The 11,583-nt window shown below is 63.4% G+C and carries 12 protein-coding genes; 10 read left to right on the forward strand and 2 right to left on the reverse strand.

The window, feature by feature from the left end:
- Positions 1–62 precede the first annotated feature (62 nt).
- Positions 63–512: an SRPBCC domain-containing protein gene (locus R3F07_10245; GenBank protein MEZ5276747.1), complete on the forward strand. Its 450-nt coding sequence runs from the start codon at positions 63–65 to the stop codon at positions 510–512.
- Between the two features lie 16 nt (positions 513–528).
- On the opposite strand, the gene R3F07_10250 is transcribed toward R3F07_10245, so the two are convergent.
- Together R3F07_10250 and R3F07_10255 are read right to left on the reverse strand one after the other, a co-directional pair.
- Positions 529–1,095: an FUN14 domain-containing protein gene (locus R3F07_10250; protein MEZ5276748.1), complete on the reverse strand. Its 567-nt coding sequence runs from the start codon at positions 1,093–1,095 to the stop codon at positions 529–531.
- Between the two features lie 53 nt (positions 1,096–1,148).
- Positions 1,149–2,576, reverse strand: coding sequence for a hypothetical protein (locus R3F07_10255; GenBank protein MEZ5276749.1), 1,428 nt, complete (start codon positions 2,574–2,576; stop codon positions 1,149–1,151).
- A 196-nt stretch (positions 2,577–2,772) separates the two neighbouring features.
- On the opposite strand from R3F07_10255, the gene R3F07_10260 reads away from it, so the two are divergent.
- The 9 genes from R3F07_10260 to R3F07_10300 all read left to right on the forward strand — a co-directional run bounded on the left by R3F07_10260 (position 2,773) and on the right by R3F07_10300 (position 11,571).
- Positions 2,773–2,931, forward strand: coding sequence for a hypothetical protein (locus tag R3F07_10260; protein MEZ5276750.1), 159 nt, complete (start codon positions 2,773–2,775; stop codon positions 2,929–2,931).
- A gap of 114 nt (positions 2,932–3,045) precedes the next feature.
- Positions 3,046–3,729, forward strand: coding sequence for a prepilin-type N-terminal cleavage/methylation domain-containing protein (locus R3F07_10265; GenBank protein MEZ5276751.1), 684 nt, complete (start codon positions 3,046–3,048; stop codon positions 3,727–3,729).
- Between the two features lie 90 nt (positions 3,730–3,819).
- Positions 3,820–5,487 (forward strand): GspE/PulE family protein, encoded by a 1,668-nt coding sequence (locus R3F07_10270; protein MEZ5276752.1) that lies wholly within the window; start codon positions 3,820–3,822, stop codon positions 5,485–5,487.
- A gap of 16 nt (positions 5,488–5,503) precedes the next feature.
- Positions 5,504–6,712, forward strand: coding sequence for a type II secretion system F family protein (locus tag R3F07_10275; protein MEZ5276753.1), 1,209 nt, complete (start codon positions 5,504–5,506; stop codon positions 6,710–6,712).
- The gene (locus R3F07_10280) at positions 6,709–7,521 is read left to right on the forward strand and encodes a type II secretion system protein (protein MEZ5276754.1); all 813 of its coding nucleotides are present in this window, start codon (positions 6,709–6,711) and stop codon (positions 7,519–7,521) included. Before R3F07_10275 ends, R3F07_10280 begins: the two co-directional genes overlap by 4 nt.
- Positions 7,518–8,978 (forward strand): hypothetical protein, encoded by a 1,461-nt coding sequence (locus R3F07_10285; protein ID MEZ5276755.1) that lies wholly within the window; start codon positions 7,518–7,520, stop codon positions 8,976–8,978. The genes R3F07_10280 and R3F07_10285 overlap by 4 nt, the downstream gene beginning before the upstream one ends.
- Positions 8,975–9,622 carry a hypothetical protein gene (locus tag R3F07_10290; GenBank protein ID MEZ5276756.1) on the forward strand — a complete coding sequence of 216 codons (648 nt, stop codon included), beginning with the start codon at positions 8,975–8,977 and terminating at the stop codon, positions 9,620–9,622. The genes R3F07_10285 and R3F07_10290 overlap by 4 nt, the downstream gene beginning before the upstream one ends.
- The gene (locus R3F07_10295) at positions 9,603–10,154 is read left to right on the forward strand and encodes a hypothetical protein (GenBank protein ID MEZ5276757.1); all 552 of its coding nucleotides are present in this window, start codon (positions 9,603–9,605) and stop codon (positions 10,152–10,154) included. Before R3F07_10290 ends, R3F07_10295 begins: the two co-directional genes overlap by 20 nt.
- Complete coding sequence (locus R3F07_10300; protein MEZ5276758.1) at positions 10,144–11,571, forward strand: secretin N-terminal domain-containing protein; 1,428 nt, start codon at positions 10,144–10,146, stop codon at positions 11,569–11,571. The genes R3F07_10295 and R3F07_10300 overlap by 11 nt, the downstream gene beginning before the upstream one ends.
- The last annotated feature ends 12 nt before the right edge of the window (positions 11,572–11,583 follow it).

The raw sequence follows: 11,583 nt of genomic DNA on the forward strand, positions 1-11,583 counted from the left end.
ACCCAAACCTCGTCCCTTGCACCGGATCCATCCATCCCTCAACCTTTCCCGTCTTTCCACCCATGGCACATCCCGACTACGATCGAGAGATCCGCATCACCCGCACCGTTCAATCCCTTCCCGGCGCCCTGTGGAATGCCTGGGCGACCGCCGATGGGCTCGGCTCATGGTGGACCAGACACTGTCGGATTGAACCCGGTGTCGGCGGCGCCTATGAGCTCTACTTCCTGATGGACAACCCTCCGGGCACCCGGGGCGGCGAAGGCAATCGAATCCTGATCTGGGAACCCGAATCCCGCCTCGCCTTCACCTGGAACGCCCCACCATCCCAACCGTATACCCGGTCCCAGCACACCGTGGTCGACCTCCGTTTCACCCCCCTCTCGGACACCGCCACCGAAATCGAACTCCTCCACCGTGGATTCGGACTCGGCCCGGCCTGGGACGAAACCTACGCCTACTTTCAAGCCGCCTGGACAACCGTGATCGATCGACTGGTCGATCATTTCTGAGCCGGGATGGCCCGACTCAGCGGCGCCGGAATCCGACAAAGAGACCGGCGCTCGCCGCCCCGGCACTGGGCAGATATCCGGTGACAAAGGTCTTGAACGACCCCGCCTGGCCCTGGACCCACACCAAGGCCAATTTGAGGTGCTCGTCCACCGCGCCCCAATTCACCTCGAACCATCCCAACCCCTGAAACAGGGCGAGGAGGGCAACCAGTCCGCCTGCCGCCAGCAGGGTCAGCGTGATGAACTTCCGAAAGGCCCAACCCAGGAAAAACCCGCCCAGATAACCCGCGCCCAGCCGGAAGGCGACCGGAGAGACCGGAGTCCGGGCATCGGACCCGGCGTCGTCCAATTCCGGATACGTCCGGCGCGAATCCGTCAGGGAACTCATGCCTTCCATCCCGGCCGAATCCGGCTCCGATTGGGGTTCGCCCCCGATCACCTCGACCAGCCAGACCCCCAGCCCGATCAACATGACCAGGGCCGCCACCAGGACGGACGGCGACCTCCAGACCGGGCGCGGCGCACCTGCCGGTTGTTCGGTTGATGGTTCCGGTTTTCCGGGAGTCTCGGTGGCTTCGCTCATCGTTTCCGGCCTTCTCCGATCTTCGCAGTCCCGATGACCCGAGGCAAGGACCTTCACTCGACCGGTCTCAACTCGAATGCCCAGACCGTGGCCCGCTCCAGATGCAACTGCAACGTCATCCGCCCGCTCTCGGGAACCGGGCCGAGAAGATCACCGCCTTCCCACGCCACCACCGCGTCCAGGCTCGAACCGGTCAGGGCAACGGCCCTTTCCTTTGATCTCGCCTCGTCGCCCGAAACCGCAACCCTGACCGAACCGGTCGGGTCACACTCATAGTTGAGGACGAGCCGGCACGGCCTCTCCAATCCCTCGAGACGGAGTTCAAGGCTGCCTTCGGGATCGGCACGGAATCCGAACAGACGCCACCTCGGCCAACTGGCATAGGTGATCCGAGCCAATCCCTCGTCCATCAATTCCCTTGTCCACCGCTCACGACGGCCCCAGGAACTGTCCAGGTACCACCCATGGGTATGCCGGGCCCCGCAGAGGTAAAGTCGGTGTTCCTCCCCGTATTCAACCGGACAGGACGAAGTGTAGAAGCCGCCCTCCGCCCAGGAAAGGGCGTCATGCGGGATGAAGTCCATCCGGGCCGGGGCGTGTTGCCAGCAGTCTCCCGCCCTTTCCTGAAAGGCCAACGAAACACCCACCGAACCGAAGATGCCGGCCTCATAACCCACCGTTGCCGTCCGGGGAAGCGTGTGCCGGAACTGCCAGAGGAAGCCCACCACGGAGTTTGCCGCCGCCTGCATCCCCATGCCGTAGTAATCGCCACCCGCAAACCCCCGGCTGATGGCCGCCACATCGTCAAAATCGTCCGGAACCAATGCCCTGCTTTCCCGCGTCCAGACACCATCACGCAACCCCGCGTTCCAGATCGAACGGCGCGGAATTCCCCGGTAACGGGCAATCTGTTTGAGCGCCACCAATCCCTCCGACCGTCCGGGATGGTAGAAACTGGTGATGACATCCGCGCCTGGCCAGACCGGAGAAGCCGTATCCAATTCCCAGTCCAATCCATCGGCCGAATGGGCCGTGTAGTAGCCCTGGCTGCGGATCGCTTCGCACGCTCCGGCATGTCCGGGCCGTGCGAAACCGGTCGCCCGATAGCGATGGGTGGCGGCACCGCAGGGATCGATGAAGACCGACGGTGAGTGAAATGACAGATTCGTCAGGTTGCCACCCGGTCGATCCGGTCGCCCGGCAGCGAGATCCGGCTTTCGCCACTCGACCCCGTCTTCCGATTCCGCGTAGGCCACCTGCGCCGCATCCTTGCCCGTCCAGCGACTCGGCCAGGCCTGGTACCACATCCGGAATCTGCCGTCCGCCCACAGAACGCTCCCGTAGATGGACGCCCCCGACCCGTCCACCTCAGTATCGCCGACCAGAACCGGCTCCTCGTGCAGCTCCGGTTTTCCCTGAACCGCCAGCACCTTGCCGGTGATGCCGCCCAGACACACGCGTGACTCAAAGAGCAGTTCCATCGCGATCACTCGACAACCGGAAACCCCCATCAGGCAAGACTCACCGGAAAGAGACCGTTCGATCGACCCCGGAACCGCCCCGATCGGCGTCCCGCCTCTGCAGTGCCTCTGGATGGATCCGATTCACTCGGTCTTGCGACCTCCGTCCAGTCGGATTCCCTTCAGGATCCCGGGAAGAAAACCGATTTATCCCCCCATGAGTCGACTCTGTACACTCGGAGGCGCCCTGGTGGCCTCCTACCTCGGCTGGTTCCTCGGATCCCCCTGGGGATTTGGCTGGGCATTCACCCTGAGCTCACTCGCCAGCCTGATCGGCGTCTGGATGGGCTGGAAACTGGCCCAGCGCTTCGCCTGAAAACGGCCAACCCCCGCCCCGGGGGGAGAACCCCTGCCCGCCCCTTGGGCAACTCTACCTAAAGGTGGAGCTCAACTCCGCCGATACACACCCTGAACCTTGCTATCATACATCATGAATATTGAGCTATCCTCCACCAATCGCCGCGTCTCGCACTCCAAGGCTGGATTCAGCCTGGTCGAGATGATCGGTGTCCTCGCCATCATTGCCATCCTCGCGGTCGTCATCGTGCCGAAGGTGTTCTCCACCATCGCTTCATCACGCGTGACCAATGCGGTCGGCTCCGTCAGTTCCATGAAGTCCGCTGTCACGGAATTCGCCGGCAAATACGGCACCATCCCGGTGACCAACAACCGGAGTCGGATCGACGATCTGCTCGCAGCCGACGGGCTTCTCGAGGGTCGATTCGCCGTCAAGATCGGCAACCAGCCGGACACCCGCATTGATGGAGCCACCTGGACCCGTTCGGGCGGCGCCTGGACCGCCACCGGAGGATCCAATCAGAACAGCCAGTCGCGGCTGATCTGTCTCAACTCCAACACGACAGCGCCGGCCACCGCCAACGGCGCCAATTACCGTCTTGATGGATCCAACAACCTGCCCGCCAATTCGCGCGTCGTCTCGGCCGTGATCGTCAATCTGACCGCCAATGAAGCCCAGGAATTAAGCATGCGCCTTGACGGCGAAGCGTTCACCCCGGCCACTTCGACCGTGGATGACCAGACCGGCAAAGTCGTCTATCGCCGCCCGAACGGCAATGGCCTGACCACCGCCTACGTCTATATCGCACACCAGTAAGCACGGTCGAAACGGACCTTTTCAATCAGGTATAGAAAGGTTCCCGAGCGGGCCGGGCCTCGACGCTCGCCCGCTCGTTTTGCATCCCTCATGAACCAGGCTCCCAACAAGAAGCGACTTGGCGATCGTCTCCTCGACGCCGGGCTGATCAACCGTCACCAGTTGGAGCTCGCCCTGCGCGAACAAAAACGGTCCGGCAAACTGATCGGCGCCGTCCTCCATGAGCTGGGCTTCGTCACCGAGGAAGATATCGCAGGCTTTCTCGCCCAGGATGCCCAGGCCCGGACGATCGACCTGGACTCCCTCCAGATCGAGCCCGATGTCCTCGCCCTCGTCCCCTACGATTTCTGCCGGGAGGCCGTCCTCATTCCCTCCCAAAGGGATGCCGATTCCCTGACCGTGGTCATGGGCGACCCCTTCGATGTCGTCGCCATCGACCGGATCGAGCAGATGACCCGGCTCAAGGTCGAGGTCCTCAACGCGCCGAAGCCGGACATCCTCGAGAAACTCGCCATCGCCTACGAACGCGAGGGCTCGATCGATCAGACCATCGATGAGCTGATGAAGATCAGCCGTCAGACCGACGGCGATGAGACCACCGCACCGATGATCCGGGCCGTCGAGCAGATCATCAGTTCGGCCGTCCGCAAATCGGTCAGCGACATCCATTTTGAACCTGACGAGAAATCGCTCCGGATCCGGATGCGCACCGACGGAGTCCTCCGCCCGTTTCTCCTCGTCCCCAAGGATCTCCAGGATGCCTTCACCGCCCGGCTCAAGGTCATGGCCAATCTCGATGTCTCCGAGACCCGGCTGCCCCAGGATGGCCGCTTCGCCTTTGCCGTGGGTCGCAGGGACCTGAACATCCGTGTCTCGACCATGCCAACCAACTACGGGGAAAGCGTCGTCCTGCGCATCCTCGACAGCGGAGGCATGCTTTTCGACCTCGGCTCGCTCGGCCTGGAACTCAACGATGAGAAGATCCTGGCCGAGGCCGTCACCCGCCCACACGGCGTTCTCCTCGTGACGGGTCCGACCGGCAGCGGCAAAACCACCACCCTCTACACCGCGCTCAACTCGGTCAATCGCCTGGAACGATCCGTCTTCACCCTTGAGGACCCGATCGAATACCGCCTGCCCCATATCCGGCAGACCCAGATCAACGAAAAGATCGGGCTCACCTTCAGCGCCGGATTGCGCACCCTCCTCCGCCAGGATCCCGATGTCATTCTCGTCGGCGAAACCCGCGACCAGGAAACCGCCCAACTGATGACCCGCGCCGCGCTGACCGGCCACCTCGTCTTCAGTTCCCTTCACACCAATGACGCCTCCAGCGCCATCCCCCGTCTGATCGACCTCGGGGTGGAGCCCTTTCTGCTTCCCGCCACCCTCCGCGTCGTCATCGCCCAGCGCCTCGTCCGGCGCCTCTGCCCGGTCTGTCGGGAACCCGTGCCCCAACCGCTCGATCATCTCGCCTCTTTTGGCCTGAAAGCCCCGGCGGACCAGGATTTGACCCTGTTCAAGCCGAAAGGATGCCCCGAGTGCCAGGACCAGGGCTACCGCGGCCGCGTCGCCATTTTCGAACTGCTCAATATTGACGACGACTTCCATCCCCTCCTCCACCAGGGCAATGCCGAGGCCATCAAGAAACTCGCTCAGGAAAAGGGCATGTCCCAACTTTTCGATGACGGCCTCCGGCGGGCCTGCGCCGGCCTGACTTCGATCGAGGAAGTCTTCCGCGTCGCCCTTGCCCATTAAGAGACCCCGAACCGAGATGAGTCTCTTTCACTACAAAGCCTACGACGCCGCCGGCGCCACCATCACCGGGGCACTGGAAGCCGACAGCGTGGCCACCCTTGAAGGCCGCCTGCGGGCCACCGGCATCTGGCTGCTCGAGGCCCGCGAACATGGCGACCAGGCGCGGGACGAGAAAACCCGGATCAGCCGGGTCAGGGCCAACAGCCGCGACCAGATCGCCTTCTTCATCCAGATGACCCTGCTGCTGCAGTCCGGCATCACCCTGCCGACCGCCCTGGCCCAACTCGCCCAGGATTTCTCCGATTCCAAACTCGGGCCCGTCATTGACTCACTGGCCGACCGCGTCTCCGTCGGCGTGCCCTTGCATGAGGCCATGGAGGCCTTTCCCCGGATCTTCTCCCGTCAGATTGTGGCCATGGTCGAGGCGGGTGAAGTCAGCGGACAAATGCCTGAAGTCTTCAGGAGCCTCAGCAGCTACCTCGAGTGGATCGACGAGCTGGTCAGCGAAATCCGTCAGGCCCTCATCTACCCGATCATCGTGATCGCCGCCTCGATCGGACTCATCGTCCTGCTCTTCACCCTGGTCGTCCCCCGCTTCGTCACCCTCCTGACCGATCTGTCCATGGAGGTTCCCGTCCTCACCCGGATCGTCATGGCCCTGAGCGACCTCATGGTCAAAGGGGCGCCCTTCCTCATCGCGGCCGCCGTCGGCATCCCCATCGCCCTGAAACTGGCTCTGCGCGTCCCCGCCTTCGGTCGCTGGTTCGACCGCAGTCTGATGAGGCTGCCCATCTTCGGCCAGCTTGTCTCCATGTTCGCCCTCGCACGATTCTCCCGAAACCTGGGGATGCTCTACCGGTCCGGGGTCACCCTGCTCAAGGGCCTCGAGATCTCCACCGGCCTGGCCGGAAACCGGGCGATCGAATTCGCTCTCGAAAAAGTCCGGAAAGCCGTGACCGAAGGCTCCCCCATGAGTCGCAGCCTGAGCGACCAGGCCATCTTCCCACGGACCCTCGTCACCATGATCGCCACCGGCGAAACCTCCGGCAACCTCGACGTGGCCCTCCAGAGCGTCGCCTCCTACTACGACACGATCATTCCGAGGCGGATCAAGGCGATCTTCGCCATCTTCAATCCCGTGATCATGCTCAGCCTCATCGGCATCGTGGGCGTCGTCGCCCTCTCCGTCGTCCTCCCCATCCTCCAACTCTGGCAGGTTCAATGAAGACGCCCGATCGAAACTCTTCGTATCCCGTTCGCGGATTCAGCTTGATCGAGCTGATCGGGGTCCTCGCCATCATCACCATCCTCGCCGGCACCATCGCCCCGAACGCCCTGCGTTCGATCGAGCGGGCCGCCGTCCGCGCCGAAGCCCGGTCCCTGGAAAACCTCGGAGAACAGCTCAAACTCTACCTGCGCGACCAGGCCGCCCTGCCCACCTCCTCCAACTGGACGACCGCCCTGGCCGCCTATTCCGACCTCAGCCCGACCGACCTCGCGGTCAACCGCCGCAATAACGCGCGGGTCTTCCTCCTCGATCCGGCCCGATCCCCGGCCGAACGCGTCATCATCCTCTCCAGCATGCGCAGCGGACTTTCGCTGCCGACCTCCGGTTCGATCAACTCCGCCGCCCGCTTCCAGGACCTCTGGGACACGCCTGAAAACAGCATCCCATCCAGCGTCAGCTGGGGCGGCTGGAACGCCTGGCGCAACACCCCCAACAGCGAGGACTACCTCGTCATCGAGCGGGTCAACCTGCTTCCCGTCTACCGATCCGAGTTCCGTACTTTCACCATCACCCTGAACAACAACGGGTCCACCACCTCCAGCTACCAACTCTTTCCCGGCTCCGGAGGTTCACCCTCGACCGTCAATGTGCCCGCCGGAGCCACCGCCATCCTGACCAATCTTCGCACCCGCGACCGGGTCAACCTCTACCGGTCCTCCGGCGCCGCCAACCTCGACTACAGCTACGTGGTCAGCGATCAGGGCAAGACCCTCGATTTCGACGGATTCCAATGGCTTCCCCAATGACCACCCTCCTCAACGACCCCGTTCCCGACGTTTCCCCGCCTTCGGCGCCCGCCGAGGCCGAACGCGGCACCGCCCGCGGTCAGGCGGATACCCTGGCCATCGCCTGGATCCATGGCGTCTTTCACCTCGCCACCTACCGGCGCGCCAACCTCGTCGCCACCTGGACCACCGCGGAGCACGTAACCGACATCGCCTCATTCGGCAATGCCCTCGATGCCGCCCTTGCGGCCACCCGCTTCCGCGCCACCGAAACCATCCTGCTCCTCGCCCACCCCCGTTTTGCCCACCAGATCGAGAACTGCCCTTCCTTCTCCGATCATGCCATCCGAACCTACCTGCGGGGCCGGGTGGAGCGCTTCGAAAGGGAGAATGGCCCCGTCCTCTCCGTTGCCCAACCCGCCGCCCGGATCCGCAACGAGGTCCAAAGCCTCCTTCACCTTCTCCCACGCGATTTCTATCTCGAGCTCAACCAGGCTTTTCTGGCCCGACATCTCGACCTGACCCGGATCATCCCGACCGCCGTTCCCCTCCAACTGGAAATGGCCGGCCTGCCCGGCGACCAGAGGGAGAACCTCCTCATGGCCGTCCGCATGGGGGATTCCACCGCCGTCGTCGCCTGCGGCACCGGTGGAGAGATCCTCCTCTCGCGCACCACCCTGAGCAGCTGGTCCGACGACCCCTCAAGAGTGGCGGTGGAGATCAACCGGTGCCTCCTCTACGCCAAACAGCAACATGGTGTCACCATCCAGAAGATACAGCTGTCCGGGGCCGGGGCCGAACGGGTCAGGGCCGAGGTCGGGAGCCACTGCGGGGGTGACTGCACAGTCACCGTTCAGGACGGGGATCCCACCCGCTGGCTCTCTCTCATCGCCCGGCTCACCCCCCGGCATCCGGTCAACCTTGTCGCCGGCTATCTGCGGACCAAGCGCCGCAACCATTTCCTGCGTCGGGTCATCCTCGCCACCTGCTGGCTCCTCCTCGCCGTCCTGCTCTTCGACTCCTGGGCCCGCGAACAGATCTGGCACGGTGAGCGCGATCGGCTGAACGCACTCAGTGCGGACGAATACACCCTGCAGGAAGACTACGACCACCTGGTCGAACGCAATGCCCTGGCCGATCGCAACCGCGCCTTCATCAAGCAGGTGGTCGACGATCGTCTGCCTCCTGTTCCCGACCGCTTCCTCAAGTATGTCGCCTCCATCCTTCCACGGGATGTTCGGCTGGTTCAGTTCTCCGTCAACTGGAACGAGGAAACCGGAGAATGGAAGTTCCGGATCGATGGAATGCTCGAGGCCGACGCCGAAACCGCCCGCCTCACGGTCAACTCGATCCGTCGCGAGCTGAGCCAAAGTCCCCTGAAAGTCCGCTTCATCGAATCGGTCCGGCCCGAAATGGAGCTGAACCTCTCGACCGAAAGCACCGCGCAACCCTTCACCCTGGAAGGAGGTCTGTTTTGAACGCTGACCTGACCCGCCTTTTCCGTTCCGCCTGGCACCTCCTGACCGACGTGCCCGGATGGTCCGAGCCCCCCCTGAAACTGCGGCTGCGTCGTCTCGTCCCCATCCTGCTTCCCTTCAGTGCCTCCCTTCTGCTGGTCGGCTGGTCCATCCTTGTCCACCGTCCGCAAATCGAACGCACCCGGGCGAATTTCGCACCCCTCATCGCACTCGAACAGGACACCCGGCAACTGCGGGAAGTCTGTTCCGACGAGGAGGCAATGAACCTCGCCGAAGGCGCCCGCGAGGCCGCCGCGCTCATGCTGCCATCTCCGGAGGCCGCTCCCGGTCAGCTCGAGGAAATCCGCGAGACGGTATCCCGCCATCAGTGGGTCGGCGTGTTCAAGGATTACCAACCGGTCACGACGGGCAACCCGCAGGACCGGGGGATCCTCTTCGTGCCCGCCGCCGGCAAGATGATGCCGGAACGCCGAAACACCCGCCCATTCGTCACCCTCCTCGAATTCCTCACCGAATTCACTTCGATGAAACTGCGAACCGACCTCACCCGACTGGCCATTCGGGTCGATGAACAAAGCGGTCCTGTCGTCGAGCTCAATTTCCGGATGGCCAGCCTCCCCCCTCATGAAGAAGCTTCTCAATAATCCCTGGTTTGTGGGTCTTCTCGTCGCCGGGGCGATTGTCTTCGTGGCCCAGGCCACCCTGAGCAAGCGCCAATCCGCCGCCTACCCGGCGTCCTACCCGGACGAATACGTCGATGACTTCGAAGAGGTGAGTCCGGATGAAACCGGGTTGCCCGCCGCCGGGGAAGTCGCCTCCGTCCGCCAGGCGCTCGACGCCCTGAGCACCACGACCCCCAACTCCAACCCGTTTGGCAGCCGGCAGGCCGAAATCGTGGCCGACGGTTCCGTTGAGGAACCCGCAGGTGCCGGATTCATCGTCCACCTTTTCGCCATCTGGCAACAGAACGGTCAGACTCTCGTCCTCGTCAACAACCGCATTCAACAGGCCGGGGATGTCATCGGCGACCTGACCATCGAATCCACTACCCTCGACGGCATCTGGCTGAGCCATCCCGACGGTCGCGACTTCATCTCCCTCGGCAGCAGCTTCCAGTGGGAAAACACCGGGAGTTCCCGGGAACCCAATCCAACCCTCGCCCTCAATGAGAACTGATTCCTTTCAACGCTCCCTCGCCGCCGCGGTCATTGTCCTGACCGGATTGCTTCCAGCCCGTGCCCAGGACGCAGGGCCGGGCCCGGAGATCTCCTCCGAACTCTTCAGCTTTCGCGCCGAAAACGCCCCGATCAAGCAGGCACTCAGCCTCTTTGCCCGGGCCAACAAACTCAACATCGTCGCCGATCTCGACATTCTCGGAGAGGTCACCGTCGAGTTCCAGGATCTGCCGCTCGACTACGCCATGCGGGCCCTGCTCGATGCCAACGGCTATTACTTCGTCAAGGACGGCCCGCTCATCCGGGTCCGCAAGACCGAAACCCGCCTTTTCCAGATCGACTATATCAATGCCACCCGGGCGGGTGAGGGCTCCAACGCCGTCCAGATCAGTTCCGGCGGCGGCGCGTCCTCCGGCGGAAGCGGCGGAGGCGGAGGCGGGTCCGGTCAGGAACAGGGGTCGACCATGACCGTGACCAATACCTCGAACGTGGACTTCTGGAAGGATCTGGCCGGCCAGCTGGCCACCATGCTCAGTGAGGATGCCAAACTGACCGTCAACAGCCTCTCCGGCACCATCACCGTGACCGACAGCCACCAGAATATCGGGCGCGTCGCGCAGTTCCTCGAATCCGTGGGCAACTCAGTGGTCAAACAGGTCGACCTTGAGGTCCAGATCTACGAGGTCGCTTTCACGGATACCTTCCAACTCGGCATCGACTGGTCCCGTGTCGGCAACCCGACCATCGGAACCGGGCTGATTGTGCGCAACCCACTCTACGGAGGCGATCCGTCCGCGCCCGGAGTGACCATCGGCTATGATTTTTCCAACGGGATCTCCGCCGTCCTTGAGGCCCTCTCCGAACAGGGGGATATCACCGTGGTCTCCAAGCCGCGCCTGAGAACCCTCAACAATCAACCCGCCGTTGTCCGGGTCGGCCAGGATCTGCCCGTCTTCGTGACCGAGGTCATTCAGTCGCCGGGCACCCCTCCCGTCATCACCCAGAGCGAGACCATCCAGGTGGTCACTGTCGGCACCGTCCTGTCCATCACACCACAGATTTCCGACGAGGGACTCATCACACTCGATATCACCCCGGCCGTCAGCCGCCTCGTCCGGATCATCCAATCGGCCAGCGGCAACACCGACGCTCCGGTCATCGATATCCGCCAGGCTTCGTCCCTCGTCCGGGTCCGCGATGGCGACACCGTCGTCATGGGTGGACTCGTCCAGGATGGCGAAACCACCACCACCCGCAAGATCCCCATTCTCGGCGACATCCCCCTTCTCGGCAAAGCCTTTTCCGGCGAATACAAATCAACCGAGCGCTCCGAACTCATCTTCTTCGTAACTCCCCGCATCATCAAGGATCTCGGCGAAATCCGCTCCGTGGAGGTGGTCGCTGCCGCCCAGCCCTGAACCGGTTTCGAC

This window comes from Opitutaceae bacterium (assembly GCA_041395105.1).
Lineage (GTDB): Bacteria > Verrucomicrobiota > Verrucomicrobiia > Opitutales > Opitutaceae > B12-G4.